Annotated in this window: 15 protein-coding genes; 10 read left to right on the forward strand and 5 right to left on the reverse strand. The window is 42.8% G+C overall.

Going from position 1 to position 16,463, the window contains the following annotated elements; translation table 11 throughout:
• The first annotated feature begins 27 nt into the window (after positions 1-27).
• A complete protein-coding gene (locus VR862_RS08245) occupies positions 28-960 on the forward strand; it encodes a peptidylprolyl isomerase (RefSeq protein WP_324720483.1) in 933 nt (310 codons plus the stop codon).
• Between the two features lie 158 nt (positions 961-1,118).
• Here VR862_RS08245 and VR862_RS08250 read toward each other — a convergent pair whose 3' ends face one another.
• Positions 1,119-1,754 (reverse strand): peroxiredoxin, encoded by a 636-nt coding sequence (locus VR862_RS08250; protein ID WP_324720484.1) that lies wholly within the window; start codon positions 1,752-1,754, stop codon positions 1,119-1,121.
• A gap of 425 nt (positions 1,755-2,179) precedes the next feature.
• Positions 2,180-2,749 (reverse strand): thioredoxin family protein, encoded by a 570-nt coding sequence (locus VR862_RS08255; RefSeq protein WP_324720485.1) that lies wholly within the window; start codon positions 2,747-2,749, stop codon positions 2,180-2,182.
• 88 nt (positions 2,750-2,837) lie between these two features.
• On the opposite strand from VR862_RS08255, the gene VR862_RS08260 reads away from it, so the two are divergent.
• The 5 genes from VR862_RS08260 (at position 2,838) to VR862_RS08280 (ending at position 7,525) form a co-directional block, all read left to right on the forward strand.
• A complete protein-coding gene (locus tag VR862_RS08260; RefSeq protein WP_324720486.1) occupies positions 2,838-3,296 on the forward strand; it encodes an Mpo1 family 2-hydroxy fatty acid dioxygenase in 459 nt (152 codons plus the stop codon).
• Between the two features lie 319 nt (positions 3,297-3,615).
• Positions 3,616-3,957, forward strand: coding sequence for a tRNA-binding protein (locus tag VR862_RS08265; protein WP_324720487.1), 342 nt, complete (start codon positions 3,616-3,618; stop codon positions 3,955-3,957).
• Positions 3,958-3,985: 28 nt separating this feature from the next.
• The gene (locus tag VR862_RS08270) at positions 3,986-4,282 is read left to right on the forward strand and encodes a hypothetical protein (RefSeq protein ID WP_324720488.1); all 297 of its coding nucleotides are present in this window, start codon (positions 3,986-3,988) and stop codon (positions 4,280-4,282) included.
• Between the two features lie 55 nt (positions 4,283-4,337).
• Positions 4,338-6,521 carry a TonB-dependent receptor gene (locus tag VR862_RS08275; protein WP_324720489.1) on the forward strand — a complete coding sequence of 728 codons (2,184 nt, stop codon included), beginning with the start codon at positions 4,338-4,340 and terminating at the stop codon, positions 6,519-6,521.
• Between the two features lie 359 nt (positions 6,522-6,880).
• Positions 6,881-7,525 carry a cation efflux transmembrane domain-containing protein gene (locus VR862_RS08280; protein ID WP_324720490.1) on the forward strand — a complete coding sequence of 215 codons (645 nt, stop codon included), beginning with the start codon at positions 6,881-6,883 and terminating at the stop codon, positions 7,523-7,525.
• 836 nt (positions 7,526-8,361) lie between these two features.
• Here VR862_RS08280 and VR862_RS08285 read toward each other — a convergent pair.
• From VR862_RS08285 to VR862_RS08295, 3 genes are all read right to left on the reverse strand, one after another.
• Positions 8,362-10,875, reverse strand: coding sequence for a M14 family zinc carboxypeptidase (locus VR862_RS08285; protein ID WP_324720491.1), 2,514 nt, complete (start codon positions 10,873-10,875; stop codon positions 8,362-8,364).
• A 79-nt stretch (positions 10,876-10,954) separates the two neighbouring features.
• Positions 10,955-11,347 (reverse strand): PUR family DNA/RNA-binding protein, encoded by a 393-nt coding sequence (locus VR862_RS08290; RefSeq protein WP_324720492.1) that lies wholly within the window; start codon positions 11,345-11,347, stop codon positions 10,955-10,957.
• Positions 11,348-11,422: 75 nt separating this feature from the next.
• Complete coding sequence (locus VR862_RS08295) at positions 11,423-13,180, reverse strand: ABC transporter ATP-binding protein (protein ID WP_324720493.1); 1,758 nt, start codon at positions 13,178-13,180, stop codon at positions 11,423-11,425.
• 126 nt (positions 13,181-13,306) lie between these two features.
• Between VR862_RS08295 and VR862_RS08300 the strand changes: the two genes are divergently transcribed.
• The 4 genes from VR862_RS08300 to yajC all read left to right on the forward strand — a co-directional run bounded on the left by VR862_RS08300 (position 13,307) and on the right by yajC (position 16,257).
• Positions 13,307-14,404, forward strand: coding sequence for a Glu/Leu/Phe/Val family dehydrogenase (locus tag VR862_RS08300; RefSeq protein WP_324720494.1), 1,098 nt, complete (start codon positions 13,307-13,309; stop codon positions 14,402-14,404).
• Positions 14,405-14,491: 87 nt separating this feature from the next.
• On the forward strand, positions 14,492-15,430 hold the full coding sequence (gene nusB / locus VR862_RS08305; RefSeq protein ID WP_324720495.1) for a transcription antitermination factor NusB: 939 nt from the start codon (positions 14,492-14,494) through the stop codon (positions 15,428-15,430).
• 49 nt (positions 15,431-15,479) lie between these two features.
• Positions 15,480-15,935, forward strand: a complete 456-nt coding sequence (locus VR862_RS08310; protein WP_324720496.1) for a DUF1573 domain-containing protein — start codon at positions 15,480-15,482, stop codon at positions 15,933-15,935.
• Between the two features lie 28 nt (positions 15,936-15,963).
• Entirely contained in the window at positions 15,964-16,257 is a 294-nt protein-coding gene (yajC, locus tag VR862_RS08315; RefSeq protein WP_324720497.1) for a preprotein translocase subunit YajC, read from the forward strand.
• Positions 16,258-16,463 lie beyond the last annotated feature (206 nt).

The following is a 16,463-nucleotide window of genomic DNA, read 5'->3' on the forward strand; positions in this document are numbered from 1 at the left end:
TTTGCCTTTTTAACTTAAAATCACGACATGAACGACGGATTATACGCAAAACTCAACACTACAAGAGGAGATATCACTATAAAGCTTGAGCACGAAAAGACTCCCGGTACAGTAGGGAATTTTGTAGGCCTGGCAGAGGGAAAGCTGGAGAATGAGGCAAAACCACAGGGAAAACCATATTATGACGGACTTAAATTTCACCGAGTTATCCCCGATTTTATGGTGCAGGGAGGTGATCCAAAAGGAACAGGAGTAGGTGGTCCCGGATACCAGTTTGAGGATGAGATCCACCCGGACCTTAAGCACGATCGCCCCGGAATTCTTTCTATGGCCAATGCAGGTCCCGGAACTAACGGGAGCCAGTTCTTTATTACCCACGTGGCAACCCCCTGGCTGGATGGTAAACATACTGTTTTCGGACATGTTGTGGAGGGACAGGACGTTGTAGACGCAATAAAACAAGGTGATACTATTGATAAGGTGGAGATCATCAGAGAAGGAGAATCTGCAAAGAATTATAATGCTGTCGAATCTTTCCGACAGTTCAATGGCGCAAAAGCTGAGAGAGAAGCTGCAGCCAGAAAGCAGCAGGAAGAATTACTTGGCGAACTTTCCCAGGGATTTGAAAAAACCAGCAGCGGTCTTCGCTACAAGATGATAGCAGAAGGGAATGGAAAGAAAGCCGAAAAAGGAAAGACAGTTTCGGTTCACTATAAAGGAATGTTACCAGACGGTACTGTTTTCGATTCCTCATATAAAAGAAAGCAGCCAATAGAATTCCCTTTAGGCAAAGGCCATGTAATTGAAGGTTGGGATGAAGGAATCCAACTATTAAAAGAAGGAGATCAGGCAAGGTTTGTTATTCCATCAAATCTGGCTTACGGCTCCCGCGGTGCCGGCGGAGTAATTCCTCCAAACGCCACGCTTATTTTTGATGTAGAGCTTGTAAAGGTGAAGTAAAATTATCTTGCTGGAAATAAAGAAACCTCAGTTTTCATATAGAAGCTGAGGTTTTTTATTTTTTAGCCATTAGCCAGTAGCCATTAGCCATTAGCCATTAGTCATTAGCCGTTAGCCGTTAGCACAATATACACTATACATTATTCAATATACAATCGTTATTCCGGCTGCGGTGTCATTCTCAAATAAGGCTTCACTTCCCTGTAACCTTTTGGAAATAGTTTATCTGCCTCTTTATTGCTCACCGACGGACTTATCACCACATCCTCTCCTGCTTTCCAGTTGGCCGGAGTGGCTACTTTTTTATAGGCAGTAAGTTGCAGGGAATCGATCACCCTCAACAGTTCTTCGAAATTTCTTCCGGTGCTGGCCGGGTACGTGATCATTAACTTGATCGACTTATCTGGTGCTATTACGTAGACAGAACGCACGGTAAGAGTGTCATCTGCATTAGGATGGATCATGTCGTAAAGATCGGCCACCTTGCGATCTTCATCGGCAATGATCGGGAAATTTACTTCAGTATTTTGTGTTTCGTTAATGTCTTTGATCCAGTCTTTATGAGATGCTACTCCATCTACGCTCAGAGCCATTACCTTCACATTCCGCTTTTCAAATTCCTCATTATATTTCGCAGCGGCACCAAGTTCTGTCGTACAGACCGGTGTATAATCTGCCGGGTGAGAAAATAAAATTCCCCAGCTATCCCCCAGGAAATCATAAAAATTGATCTTTCCTTCCGAAGTTTCTGCGTCAAAATTCGGCGCTTTGTCTCCAAGTCGTAATGTGCTCATAAATTAGCTGTTTTAGAATGAATAAGGAAGCTTAAATTTACAAAATGAGTGATTTCTGAAATTCTTTCGCAGTTAAATAAGAGTTAATGTTTTAGATGTTAGGACCCGGATCCTGGAGCCTGGACAGTAAAACCAAGAGCCTAAAATTGACATATGCATTAAACATCGCAGTAAAATATCTCACAAATAAGTAAAAGGAAAGCGAAGGCCACGAATTCACTAATTATTAAGCGCAGTTTAAGGGAGGAAGAGGTGTTTTTCAGAAAGTGTTTAAGTCAGTTATAACCTGATTTATGTGAATTTTAAAAACTTAGGACTTTATTCTTGCAACGAAGCGGTCTTAATTCCAGCCCAACACATGAATCTCAAGATCTAATATTCAATATTCAATAGGCAATATTCAATAATAAATTAATCCTTAAACCTTATTCCTTTGGCGTGTATTTCCACTTAATAGAACAACCCACACTAGGTTTTTGTGGACCGGGGATAGGCCTGCTGCCTAATAAAGCGTCAAGTGCTTCCCGCAATTCCCTTCCGTTTAAAGAATGCCCGTTGCCAGGACGGGAGCTGTCCAGCTGTCCGTGATAAACCAGTTTTTCTTGTCCGTCAAAAAGGTAAAAATCAGGGGTGCATTCGGCGTGGTAATTTCGTGCTACTTCCTGCGTGCGGTCGTAAAGATAGGGAAAAGTAAAATTGTGTTTTCGGGCGAACTTCCACATCAGGTCGGGGTGATCTTCCGGATACTGTTCCACATCATTGCTGCTTATAGCTACAAATCCGAAGCCTAAGACCCGGTAATCATTCGCTACCCGCACAATTTCATCCACCACATGCTTAACATAAGGACAATGATTGCATAAGAACATCACCACCGTGCCTCGCTCTCCCTGCACATCGGCCAGAGAATACAGATTGGCGGTGACGGAATCGGGGAGTTCGAAATCTATTATCTGCGATCCAAGCGGAAGCGTATTAGAAGCAGTTTCAGCCATTTTTCATTATCCATTTATGTCCTGAAAATACAAATTTCCTGCGGAATATTCCCAAAATTACTATCTTGGTTCAACAAGTATAAGAACTATGCGAACATTAGATCAATGGTTTGCTGAATATGCCGAAAGTCACCGGAATGAAATTAATCAAATCATCCACTATATCTGTGTGCCTGCTATCTTTTTTTCAATTGTAGGTTTGTTGATGAGCATTCCTCCCGGACCTTTGACGAAAATTTTTCCGATGTACATTCCGTTTTTGGAGAATTGGGCGGTAGTAGCTTTGATCCCGGTTTTGATGTTTTACATGCGGCTGTCAGTTTCAATGGGTGTAAAGGTCCTGATCTTTGCTGCACTTTGCATAGCCGGAAATTATTACATCTCCCTGGTTGCGCCACTTTGGCTGGTGTCACTCATCATTTTTGCAGTGGCCTGGGCAGGCCAATTCTACGGACATAAAATAGAAGGTAAAAAACCTTCTTTTTTGAAGGATGTTCAATTCCTGCTTATAGGTCCGGCATGGGTGATAAAGAAGGTGTTTGGATAAAGTGAAGTATAGATTTTAGATCTACGAAATTAGAAGTCCAAAACTTCTGAAACTTTTTCGGCTCCCTTTAGAGGTGGGGTAAAACGAAAAAGTTTTCCGGCGATCTCCCACATTTTTCTAAATCTCTTTTGTGATCTTCTTTTTTTTACTTCGCGTCCTTTGTGAGAAACTTTTTTGAGTAGAAAAGGTGAGAAATTGTAAGAGGTTTCAGCGTTCTCTGCGTCTCAACTTTGCGGCCTCTGCGAGAAATGTTTTTAGAAATTTTAATTAAAAATGCCATTTTTGAGAGGTATAAATCTTGAATCTTAAATTTTAAATTTTGAATAATCTTATCTCCTGGAATGACTTTGAAAAAGTAGAAATGCGGGTGGGAACCATAATTGCAGTGTCCGATTTTCCCGAAGCCAGGAATCCTGCCTATCAGCTGCAAATTGACTTCGGACCGGAGATTGGTATTCTGAAATCCTCTGCCCAGATCACAAAGCGATACTCTAAAGAAGAACTCCAAAACAGACAAATCATCGCTGTGGTCAATTTTCCGAAGAAACAGATCGCCAACTTTATGAGTGAATGTCTCGTCCTTGGTGCAGTTGGGATTGATAATGATATCGTGCTGCTTAATCCCGATTTCAAAGTTGAAAACGGACTGAGAGTGGGCTAATTCCATTTCAGTTTTTTAACTTTGCAGCGTGAAAATTTCAGCAGTTCTCATAGCGCTCCTGGTTCTGGTCCTCAACGGAATTCCCTGTTGTGCAGACGACTGTGGCGGGGAAATGATCTCTCAGGAACAGGAAAGAGAATCTCATAGCAACGAACTTTGCTCGCCTTTCCTTAGTTGCGGTACCTGTAATGCCGTTGTTTTTCAGGAAGAGGCTTCAAAAATGTCGTTTTTGGAACCTGTGATTTCTACAAAACCTACGGCAAGTGAAATGAAGTTCATTTCCGAATTTACCTTCCGAATATGGCAACCCCCAAAGAATAGCTGAACAACTCTCAAGAATATTTTACCCAAAGCTATTTTTTCCAATTCAAAATATTAAAATGATACAGAAGATATTTTTGCTGCTGGCCCTTTGTTTTTGTGGCCTGACGGCAAACGCACAGAATGTGCTTAAAATAAAAGTAATAGACAGCGAAACCGATCAGCCACTTTATGGCGCCAATGCATCTGTTGCCGGGACCAGTATTGGTGCAACTGCAAATCAGGAAGGGGTGATTACGCTCGATAATATTCCTAATGGCAAACAAATAATCCGGATAAGCTACGTTGGCTTTGCCACACAGGAGCTCAGTATGGAATTTCCCTTGGAGGCAGAGAAATTTGTCACCATAGAACTTGCTCCCGAAGGAGAGCACATGGAAGAGGTGATCATCTCGGCCACCCGATCCCGACGTACGATTGCCGATCTTCCCACGCGTGTCGAGGTCATCTCTGGCGAGGAACTGGGTGAAAAAGGGAATATGAAACCCGGCGATATCCGGATGCTGCTCAACGAAACCACAGGAATACAGACACAGCAGACATCTGCGACTTCCTACAATTCCAGCATTAGAATCCAGGGTCTGGATGGAAAATATACCCAGTTGCTCAAGGACGGTTATCCACTTTACTCAGGATTTTCCGGCGGATTGAGTCTGTTGCAGATCGTGCCGCTGGACCTGCAGCAGGTCGAGGTGGTAAAAGGTGCTTCCTCGACCCTTTATGGTGGAGGGGCAATTGCGGGGCTCGTAAACCTGGTGTCTAAAACTCCGGGAGAGGAGCGGGAGATCAATTTTCTGCTGAATGGGACTTCAGCTCTGGGGCTTGATGTAAGCGGGTTCTATTCCGATACCTTCGGAAAATTTGGTGCCACATTGTTTGCTTCCTACAACTATAGCGATCCTTACGATCCTGCCGATATAGGCCTTACCGCCATTCCGAAAGTGAACCGGGTGACCCTGAATCCGAAGTTGTTTTATTACCCTTCAGAAAATGCCACTTTAGAGCTGGGAGTAAACACGGTTATTGAAGAAAGAACAGGCGGGAATATCGCATTTTTGGAAGGTGAGGAAGTTTCAGATCCTTACTTTGAGCGGAATAATACCGAAAGGATCACCACTCGTGCAGGCTTTACGCAGCTCTACGAAGACGGCAGTTCGTTAATGATCAAGAACAGTTTCAGCTTTTTTGAACGAAAGATTGAGATCCCCGATTTTACATTTTCGGGAGATCAATTGGCTTCTTTTAGCGAGATCGCATACAATTTTGGAGATGTCAACATGGAGTGGGTGGCTGGATTGAATCTTGTTTCAGATAAATTTACTCAGGATCCTTTGGCTACTTCCCAGGTGGTGGACTACAATCACATCACTTATGGAGCTTTCCTTCAGAACAACTGGCGGATTTCAAATATGTTCAGCCTTGAAAGCGGATTAAGAACAGATTACCAGAACGAATATGGCTGGTTCGTACTGCCCCGGCTTTCGGCTCTTATCGAATTTTCAGATGCCTGGACCATGAGGCTCGGCGGCGGATTGGGTTACAAAACCCCGACCATCTTTACTGAAGATGCTGAAAGGATACAGTTTCAAAATGTAATGCCGATAGATGTTTCTGAAACTGAAGCTGAAAGATCTGTAGGTGCAAATTTCGATATTAACTACCGTACAGATCTTTTTGAGGTTATAGACTTCAGCGTGAATACATTATTTTTCTATACGAGGGTGAATGATCCTATCATATTGACAGCCGCATTTTCCAATGGTGTCAATCCGCACTACGTGTATGATCAACCAGATGGTTACCTGGATACACAGGGACTGGAAGCCAATTTCCGCTTCAAGTATGGAAACTTCAAGCTCTTTACCGGATACACCTTAGCCGATGTCAATCAGCATTACAATGGGGAAACCTATGAGGCACCGCTGGTTGCTCAACACAGGCTGAATAATGTGCTGGTCTATGAAATCCACGAGAAGCTGGTGATTGGGCTTGAAGGATACTACTTTGGGAAGCAGAAACTGGAAGGTGGTATGACAGGGCAGGATTACTGGATCTTTGGTCTTATGACCGAGAAGAAATGGGAGAATTTCTCGCTGTTCCTAAACTTTGAAAATTTTACCGACACCCGCCAAACCAGGTTTGATGATATTTACACAGGTTCGATCTCAGATCCTCAATTCCGGGACATTTATGCGCCGGTTGATGGATTCGTGATTAATGGGGGAATAAAAATAAACCTTTAGTAGTTGCCGGTTGTGTCGGAGAAATAATTTCTGTACGTCTTTGCGATGGTGCTCAGAAGAGCGACTGAAGTAATCTCCTTCTTGAGCTGTTCTGCTTTTATTCGATAAAAATGAACATTTCATTTCTTAGGAAGGAGATTTCGGCGGTCAGGTTGTTCGTCCTGGACAAAGACAACAAGCTTAAGGTTCGGTATCCCCTCCTTCGGAGAAGACTTTCCCAAATGTGTATTCGAATTGGTTTTAGGCTGGGGTAGTGAATTTCCGTCACCCTGAACTTGTTTCAGGGTCAATGCCACCTAAAACTTTCAATTCTTCAATATTCATTAGTACTTCTAAGTTCGTACATCTACCTTTATACTATGGAGAACAATAAATATAAAAAGCGCCTGCATTACGCGCTCATCCTAAGTTTTGTAACCATTGGCTATAATCTGATCGAAGGTATTGTTTCTACATTTTTTGGAGCCAGTGATGAAACTCTTGCCTTGTTCGGGTTTGGACTGGACAGTTTTGTTGAGGTTTTGAGCGGGATAGGGATTGCCCATATGATCTACAGGATGAAGAGGAGTCCTGTGGTAGAAAGAGATGGTTTTGAGGTAACAGCGCTAAAGATCACCGGTACTGCCCTTTATATCTTGGCGGCCGGCTTGGTGGTGGGAGCCATACTTGCTGTTGTTCAGGGCTCGGAACCAGAAACTACCCTGGCGGGGATTGTCATTGCCGTACTTTCAATTCTTACCATGTATTTCTTATACCGCGAAAAGATTAAAGTAGGGGAGAAGCTCGATAGTCAGCCTATTATTTCTGATGCAAAATGTACCAAGACCTGTTTCTATTTATCCTTCATTCTTCTGACATCGAGTGTACTTTATGAGCTGTGGCAGATTCCCTATGTTGATGCTCTTGGCAGCCTCGGAATTGCGTGGTATGCCTGGAAAGAAGGAAAAGAAGCTTTTGAAAATGCAAAGTCGAAAAGCCTGAGTTGTAGTAGTGATTGTTGCTAGTTTAGATGTGAGATTTTAGATGTTAGACATGAGACAAGGAATATCCACACTCTTCTTTTTGCCATATTTAATTAGCCTTTGCTCCTAACTTGGGCTAAAGCCCTTGTAGAACTCTATTTTTAGACCAGTGGCTGAAGCCACTGGCAATTCATAAGGTGTTCCTCTGGCAAGTACCGCCTCTGGCTTCGCCAAGAGTCAGGAGGAATAAAATTAAAAGCTTTGGCCAAGGTTGTCTGCTCATCCTCTCCCCAGCCCTCTCCAGAGGAGAGGGAGCAATGAATTTCTCTGAGAGAAAGGGGCAACAGCGATCATTAATTGCCTCCGGCTTTAGCCGGAGGTTTTGAAAATTGTGAAGGATCAGGGCTTTAGCCCAAAAAATATTGGTTCCAAAAATGACATTTTTTGCATCTCTCATTGTTACAGTTCAAATTAAAGATTTTTTGGACGTTGGAGGCAGCAAGCTGGGCAGTATGTTTTTTGGGCTAAAACCCTTGTAGAACTATATTTTTAGACCAGTGGCTGAAGCCACTGCAATTGATGTGGCTTCCTGTGGCCAGGATTTGCCTCCGGCTTCGCCAGAGGACATGAGGAATAAAACTAAAAGGTCCTGCCAATTTGATTGCCCATCCTCTCCCCAGCCCTCTCCAGAGGAGAGGGAGCATTTTTCAAATTGAAATCTAATCATGAATTGCCTCCGGCTTTAGCCGGAGGTTAAGAATACAGAAAATAACCCGGCTTTAGCTTAATAAAAAAGAGGTTCCAAAAATGTCATTTTTGGAACCTCTTTTTTAAGGAAGTAAGATCTAAGATCTCAAATCTAAGATCTCATATCTATTTTACATTTCATCCCCAAAGAAAATCGCATTCATCAGCAGCTTATTCGTGCCATACCAGAAGGCTCTGAAATTGGTGTTGTCGGTGAACAGGATCACATTTCCTCTTCCGATACTGTTATGCTTAAACGGAACTGTTTCCGGCAGCAATTCCAGATTTTCTTCACTTATGTACCCACTCAAAAGAGGTTCTTGGGTGTATTTAATGGGATTATTATAGGAAGTAGAATCGGCTTCTACAAACAATGTGGTGTCTCTAAAAAGGGCAATTTTATCATCCTTATATCCAAAGTTAATAGGGTGGGAGCGGTCTTGTTTGGCTTCAAAAATAGCTCCTCCGATTCCCTGTGCTCCTCTAAAATCTCTTCGCTGCTCAAAACTAATATTTTTGGCCTGTACTTCATTCTCTTTAAACTCCAGGTCCATAAATTCATTACGGTCAAACCACCTGGCTGCGTTCTTGTAAGCGATCAAGGTACCGCCGCGGCGAACCCACTCTTTCAATTTTTCAGCTTCATCTTTGCCCAACGCGCTGCTCCAGGAGTTGGAAAGGATAATATCGGAATACCGGCTTAGATCTGCTCTGGAGAAATTTGAGAGATCGAGTTTGGTGATCTGCATGTCGTACCGCTGATCAAACAGGTGCCATATTTCTCCGGCATCATAAGGGGTAATACCGTCACCCACCAAAAGTGCAACTTTTTGAGGTTCTAAAGCCCTGAACTGGTTGCTTCCCAGGTTAACTCCTCCTGTTAATCCCGTATCGGCAGCAGAGATCTCTACATGTGAATCTTCAGCCACTTGCTTTAGAAGATCGAAGATCTCATCAGCATCCATCTTTTGGTTTTGAGCGGGAATTAAAATCGTACCGTAGTCATACCTGCGGTTTCCGGCTGTAAAAGGTTGCATGGCAACTTTTGCTCTGAGCCCTTTATTAAGAATGGCGTTAAGAGCTTTTGGCGCTTCATAGGGATGCCATTCCATTAGGTAGGCATACTCGCTTTTTTCCGGAAGGTCTACAGCAGGTCTTGAAAGGCTGTCGATCTTTTGTCCGGCAACATTCATTTTTGCATCTTCTGTAAAGTCCAGATTGAAGGCAAGAGGAAAAGACCAGGCCGAAATATCATAGAAAAGACTGTCCTGAAACTCAGTCCTTCTTTCGAACATGGCTTTTAAAAGCCGTTGATTTTTTTGCATTTTTGGCACTACATAGCTGCTGCCCGGTTTGAAGGTTTCTCCATTTTGGCTGAATTCCTCCTGTAGTTCGTGGATTTCCACCTGATGACGCTTCAGGATCTCGGCCAGGTGATAAGCTGAAGATGCATCTTTTGTGTTTCCGAAGACGTAAGCGCCTTTTTCAGCTTCTTTTCGGGCGTTTTGGTAGAAATTCCGTTGATAATCCAAAAGTTTCACCCGCATTTCTTTAGCAGCCTCCAAAGTTGATAGTGCAGCTGTGAATTGGTTGCGGATGGTGAATGGAAATGTTAGAATTCCATTGTCGGTTTCCTGTGCATGTCCGCGGGAACTTCCCTGCTCAAAAAGAATTCCTATACTGCCCTGGATATCGGGAAAAGTTGAACCTTTTCCGTAGTAGAAATCATCGTAATTCTCTTCGGTGTAATAAAGGGAGCCAATATTATCCAGTGCTGCGGCGTGATAAGTTCCTATTTCCTTGGTTAAAGCCTGATTGAGATCTGGGGTAAGGGGATGTGTTCTGGAAGGGATACCCGGCTGAAAGAAAAAGGAAGAGTTAGAACCCATTTCATGATGGTCTGTCAGGATGTTTGGATACCACTTGTGGAAGGTCTCAATTCTCGCCCTACTCTCGGGTAATTGCACAGGAAGCCAGTCCCTGTTCATGTCAAACCAGTAGTGATTTGTTCGCCCACCGGGCCAAACTTCACTATACTCTCGATCCTGCGGGTCGGGATTGATATTTGCGCTTTTATTGGTATTGGCCCAATATGCGAAACGCTGTAAACCATCAGGATTGAAGACCGGATCAAAAAGAATTACGGCGTTGTTTAAAAGGTCGTTAATTTCAGATCCTTCGGCAGCAGCCAGATAATAAGCGGCAAGAATAGCAGCATTAGCACCACTGGCTTCATTTCCATGGATTGAAAAACCCTGATTCACTACGATAGGCATTTCAGAAATATTTAAATTTTCTGAACCATGTTCGGTAAGTGCGACATGTTGCTGACGGATCTCCTCCAGGTTTTGATGATTTTCTTCCGAAGTTATTGTAAGAAGAATAAGGGGCCTTCCTTCAAAAGTGTGACCGCGATTCTCCAGGCTAATGCGCGGAGAAGCTTCAGCTAAGGCACGCATATAATTGAGGATCTGGTCGTGGCTTGCATGCCACTCTCCGGGAACATAACCGAGAATATCCTGTGGTTTGGGAATTTCAGAATTATAGGTTACATCCTGTGGCAGGTAGTAGGAAAGGTCAAGTTCCTCCTGTGCCACAAGGTTTAAATTCAGAAAAAGAAAAAGGGCAAAAATAATGGTTCTCATAAATGGCTTTTTTGGCACCCCAATATAAAAAAACCGTCCAGATTTGATCGGGACGGTTCTCTATTGAAGTGTAATTTTGTTAAATATCTTCGAAACTTATATCTGTAAAAGCAGCGGCAGATGGAGCGGCGGTAGCCTCGGTCTTCTTTTGCTCATCTTCATCTTCATATTCTTTTTTGAAGTTCTTTTGATGGCGTTCGCTAATAACTTCCTCACCTTTTTCTTCAAGAATATAATCTGTCATCTCCTGCAGGATCTCGTTAAAACCGGCAAAATCTTCTTTGTAAAGGTAGATCTTGTGCTTTTTATAGTGGAAAGACCCGTCTTCATTGGTGAATTTTTTACTCTCGGTAATCGTCAGGTAGTAATCGTTTGCCTTAGTCGCCCTAACATCAAAGAAATAGGTGCGTCTCCCGGCTCTCAAGACCTTGGAAAAAATCTCTTCTTTTTCAATCGTTCCATTGTCGCTCATAATCAATTTATCTTTTACGGTTTGTAAATCATAGGTTCAAAAATCTAAAAAAAATTAACATTTCGCAACATATTTTTACATTTCTTTTTCACTGAGCTGTTTCAGGTAAAGCTCCCGGTAATAGCCTTCTGCATCAATAAGTTGCTGATGTGAACCCCGTTGAACGATCTCCCCATCCTCAAGGATGATGATCTTATCGGCATTTTTAACAGATGAGATCCTGTGGGAAACGATGATCGTGGTCTTATTTTTACTGATCCTGAAGAGGTTGTTCAAAATCTCCTCTTCTGTCTCTGTATCTACTGCGGAAAGGGAATCATCAAAAAGCAAGATCTTTGGATCATGAACAATGGCACGGGCAATAGAGACCCGCTGTTTTTGTCCGCCGGATAAGGTGATCCCTCTTTCCCCGAGTACAGTGTCATATCCCTTACTAAAACCGATGATATTCTTATGAACTGCGGCATTTTTGGCAGCCTCAACGATCTCTTCCTCGGTCGCATCGGCTTTTCCGAATTTGATATTATTCCCTATGGAGTCACTAAAAAGGAAGGCATCCTGCGGCACGTAACCCGTACTTTCCCTAAGTTCTGTGAGGTTCATGGTCTTGATGTTCTTTCCGTCTATAGTGATCTCTCCCTTTTCGACGTCATACAAACGACCGATCAATTCCAGGATAGTTGATTTTCCCGATCCCGTCTTACCTATGATGGCGAGGGTTTCCCCACTTTCCACCTCAAAAGTGACATTTTTGAGGGCTGTTATATTGGTGTCTTCATAGGTGAAGGTGACATTTCTAAAGGCAATGGAACCCTGCACGTCTTCCGGCTCATTTGACGGATTCTGGATCTGCGGTACTTCTTGTAAGAACTCATTGATCCTTTTTTGAGAAGCTTCGGCCTGTTGCACAATGGAAGTGACCCAGCCCACAGTCGCCACCGGCCAGGTGAGCATGTTCACATAGAGCAGGAATTCAACTATTACCCCAAGTTCCTGTATCTCTCCATTGATGAATTTTCTACCTCCAATATAGATCACCAGGATATTACTGGCGCCTATCAACAGGATCATAAGCGGAAAGAAGAATGCCTGCACCTTCACCAGGTCAATGTTCTTGTCTTTGCTTTCGTTGGAAAGTGTTACAAAGGAGGTGTTGGTTTGGGGTTCAAGTCCGTAGGATTTTATGACCGAAATTCCGCTGAAGCTTTCCTGAGTAAAAGTGTTCAGCTTGGAAAGGTACTGTTGTACAATGGTACTGCGCTTGTTGATCGCCACACTAAGCTTATAAATAGCAAAAGAAAGGATGGGTAATGGAGTTAAAACATAAAGTGTTAGCTCGGGAGCCTGGAGAAACATATAGGGAATGACCACAATAAAAAGGACACCGGTTTGAATGCTGTACATAAAAGCAGGCCCTGCATACATTCGCACTTTGGAAACATCTTCGCTAATACGGTTCATGAGGTCCCCGGTGCGGTTCTTTTTGTAGAAGTTAAGGCTTAGGTCCTGGTATTTCCTGTAGACCTCATTTTTAAGATCGTATTCGATATGTCTCGAAACCACGATGATCGCCTGCCTCATGAAAAACGTGAAAAGAGCAGCCATGATGGTAGCTCCAAGGATAAGAAGAATGTTATTCATCAGTTCCTCCCGCAGTACTGCTTCAGAGGTGATCTCATCATTTACATACTCCTCGATCGCAGTGGTAGATTCCCCAATAAACCGGGGAGTGAGGATGGCAAAGACCCTTGCTACTATGGTAATGAAGATGCCTCCAATGAGATGCCATTTATACTTTAAGAAATATTTGTTTAGATGCTTAAGTTCTCTCATACGGCTGCAGCTGCTCCATTTTCAATTTCGTAACTTTGTTTCTCCACAATGACTGCAAATTGAAATATTGATTATTTTTGCGCTATAAAATTCCGATTTACGAAATTCATATAAATTTTTAAACTAATGACAGTGGATGTTCTAAAGGCAAATGAACTTAAAAAAGCCGCTCCGGTCTTTGGGCAGCTTTCCTTTGATGACCATGAACAAGTGGTTTTTTGCAACGACAAAGATACAGGATTAAAGGCAATTATTGGAATTCACAATACAGTTTTAGGTCCTGCCCTGGGTGGTACCCGCATGTGGAACTACACTAGTGAATGGGATGCGCTTAATGATGTGCTTCGTCTTTCCCGCGGAATGACCTTTAAAAGTGCCGTTACCGGCCTCAATCTGGGTGGTGGTAAGGCGGTGATCATTGGGGATGCCAAAACTCAAAAGACGCCCGAGCTTATGCGCAGGTTTGGAGAATTCGTCCACTCTCTTAGCGGAAAATATATCACTGCGGAAGATGTGGGGATGGAAACTGCCGACATGGATACGGTGCGCGAGGTGACGCCTTATGTTACCGGTATTTCTGAAGATAAGGGTGGTGCCGGAAATCCCTCTCCTGTCACTGCTTATGGCGTTTATATGGGAATGAAAGCTGCGGCCAAGTTCCGTTATGGGTCAGATGATCTACAGGGAAGATCTGTGCTTGTGGAAGGAATAGGCCATGTTGGGGAGGCACTGGTCTCCTATCTCGCTAAGGAAGGTGCTAAGATCATCATTAGCGATATCAACGAAGAGCGCCTGCAGCAGGTGAGCAGCCTATATAATGCCGAGATCTTTACGGGAGCAGATGTATATGCATTAAATGTTGACATCTATGCACCCTGTGCTCTTGGTGCTACAATAAATGACCAGACGGTGGAGCGTCTCAAAGCTGAAATAATTGCAGGAGCTGCCAACAACCAGTTAGCAGATGAAAATAAACACGGAGCTATTCTTCGTGAAAAAGGCATCATCTATGCTCCAGATTTTCTTATCAACGCCGGAGGGATCATTAATGTTTATGCTGAACTTGAAGGCTATGGCCGCAAGGAGATCATGGAAAAGACTCAGAATATATACAATACCACCCTGGAGATCCTTTCTACGGCTGAAGCAGGCGACATTACTACACATCAAGCTGCTTTAAAAGTTGCTCAGCAACGAATAGCCGACAGAAAAAATAGCAAATAACGCCAGCGGGTTTTCAATTAAATAGTATTTTTGCCGGGCGAAAGGAAAACACCTTTCGCCCTAATTTTTTAAAGTTCTTTTACAGCTATGTTGACCAGAAGACATATCAGGGTTAAAGTAATGCAGTCATTATACGCCTACTCCCAGAGTGAAAATGACAATTTGAAGTCCGAGGAAAAATTCCTGCTCAAGAGCATGGATGAAATGTATGACCTGTATCTTCTACTTCTGAATTTATTTGTGGAGATTAAGGATCATGCCGAAGATTATTTGGAGAAGGGCCAGCAAAAGCACTTGCCTTCTGAAGAAGATGTAGATCCCAACAGGAAGTTCGTCAATAACGAGTTGATCTCCCAGCTGGAAAAGAATAACGCTTTAAATGTCGCACTAGACACCCGGAAGCTCAACAACTGGAAGAATGACGACGAGTACGTGGAGATCCTGTGGGCAGAGATTCGGAAAAGCGACTTGTACGACAATTATATGTCTACACGCGAATCCAGTTTTAAGGAAGATAAGGAATTTGTTCTCGCTGTCTTTAAAGAGATCATCGCTCCCAACGAGAAGCTTTACGATTACCTTGAAGATAAAAAGATCACCTGGATAGATGACCTCCCGCTTGTAAACACTGCAATAGTGAAGATGTTGCAAAAGGCTTCTGCAGGGAAGGAGCAGGCACTGACGAAGTTATTCAAGAGTTCAGACGATAAGGAGTATGCGATTGAGCTCTTCAGAAAAACTTTGCTCAACGATGAGAGCCTGGCCAATGAGATGGAAGGAAAGACTCCAAACTGGGATAAGGAAAGGATCGCCGACCTCGATAAGATCCTTATTAAAATGGCGATCTGTGAATTTTTGAAGTTCCCTTCTATTCCCGTTAAGGTCACTATTAACGAATATTTAGAAATTGCCAAGGAATACAGTACTCCTAAAAGTAGTATTTTTATCAACGGTATCCTTGATAAACTCTCCAAAGAGTACAGGGAAAACGGCAAACTGAACAAAATGGGCAGGGGTCTTATGTAGTCCTGCAATTTTTCTTAATTTTATCCACTTTAACCATAAATTGTAAATCATGAAAAAAGGAATTTTATTACTGGCACTAATTGCTGCTTTCAATTTTACTTCTTGTAAGGAAAATGCAGCCGATAAGGTACAGGCAGAAAACGTAGAAGAAGCTGCTCTGCGTGATTCACAGGAGGTAGTTTATCCTCAGCTTACTTTTAATGAGACCGAACATGATTTCGGAACTATCGAGCAGGGAACAAATGTTGAGCACACTTTTACTTTTACTAACACCGGTAAGGCACCGCTTGTTATCACTAATGCTACCAGTACTTGTGGTTGTACAGTGCCAACCTGGACCAAGGAGCCAATTGCTCCGGGAGAGTCTGGTGAGATGGTAGTGAAGTTCAACGGTAGCGGACAAAACCAGGTTACTAAGACAGTAACAATTACAGCTAACACCGAAACCGGTAAAGAACAAATAAAAATCAAAGCTTTTGTAGAGCCTAAGGCGGCTCAATCTTAATTGAGAAGCAAAAGCAACAGAATTACCTATGGACCAATTAGCCCAGTTTGCCCCAATTATTTTAATGTTCATCGTGGTGTATTTTTTTATGATACGCCCTCAAATGAAACGTGCAAAGCAGGAAAAACAGTTCTCGTCTGAACTTAAAAAAGGAGACAGAGTTGTGACCAAAAGCGGAATGCACGGTAAAATAATTGATTTTAGTGACAAACTAAATGCAGTAATTATAGAAACCGGAGCCGGAAAGATCACTTTTGACAGGTCTTCCATTTCGATGGAGATGAGCCGGAAGTTGAACGAACCCGCGAAGGAAACAAAATAATCCCGTCGGGATTTTAAAACAAAACAGCCCCACGTGTTGCGTGGGGCTGTTTTGTTTAATGGTATATAATTAAACCTGCAAGGTCTTTTTTAGACCTTGTAGGTTTTACTGCTCCGTTTTTCTGAAATTTCAACCCTTTCAGATACTATGATTAAATCCTAATGTGACTCTCCTTTTTTCCTCTTGATTTTTTAACTTTGTACTAA

This window comes from Salinimicrobium aquimaris, assembly GCF_035607535.1.
GTDB lineage: Bacteria > Bacteroidota > Bacteroidia > Flavobacteriales > Flavobacteriaceae > Salinimicrobium.

What these genes read in the sequence shown, in the direction of transcription:
- VR862_RS08245 (WP_324720483.1), top strand. Translation starts at nt 28, where the DNA reads ATGAACGACGGATTATACGCAAAACTCAACACTACAAGAGGAGATATC.
- VR862_RS08250 (WP_324720484.1), bottom strand. Translation starts at nt 1,754, where the DNA reads ATGAGCACATTACGACTTGGAGACAAAGCGCCGAATTTTGACGCAGAA.
- VR862_RS08255 (WP_324720485.1), bottom strand. Translation starts at nt 2,749, where the DNA reads ATGGCTGAAACTGCTTCTAATACGCTTCCGCTTGGATCGCAGATAATA.
- VR862_RS08260 (WP_324720486.1), top strand. Translation starts at nt 2,838, where the DNA reads ATGCGAACATTAGATCAATGGTTTGCTGAATATGCCGAAAGTCACCGG.
- VR862_RS08275 (WP_324720489.1), top strand. Translation starts at nt 4,338, where the DNA reads ATGATACAGAAGATATTTTTGCTGCTGGCCCTTTGTTTTTGTGGCCTG.
- VR862_RS08280 (WP_324720490.1), top strand. Translation starts at nt 6,881, where the DNA reads ATGGAGAACAATAAATATAAAAAGCGCCTGCATTACGCGCTCATCCTA.
- VR862_RS08285 (WP_324720491.1), bottom strand. Translation starts at nt 10,875, where the DNA reads ATGAGAACCATTATTTTTGCCCTTTTTCTTTTTCTGAATTTAAACCTT.
- VR862_RS08290 (WP_324720492.1), bottom strand. Translation starts at nt 11,347, where the DNA reads ATGAGCGACAATGGAACGATTGAAAAAGAAGAGATTTTTTCCAAGGTC.
- VR862_RS08295 (WP_324720493.1), bottom strand. Translation starts at nt 13,180, where the DNA reads ATGAGAGAACTTAAGCATCTAAACAAATATTTCTTAAAGTATAAATGG.
- VR862_RS08300 (WP_324720494.1), top strand. Translation starts at nt 13,307, where the DNA reads ATGACAGTGGATGTTCTAAAGGCAAATGAACTTAAAAAAGCCGCTCCG.
- nusB (WP_324720495.1), top strand. Translation starts at nt 14,492, where the DNA reads ATGTTGACCAGAAGACATATCAGGGTTAAAGTAATGCAGTCATTATAC.
- VR862_RS08310 (WP_324720496.1), top strand. Translation starts at nt 15,480, where the DNA reads ATGAAAAAAGGAATTTTATTACTGGCACTAATTGCTGCTTTCAATTTT.
- yajC (WP_324720497.1), top strand. Translation starts at nt 15,964, where the DNA reads ATGGACCAATTAGCCCAGTTTGCCCCAATTATTTTAATGTTCATCGTG.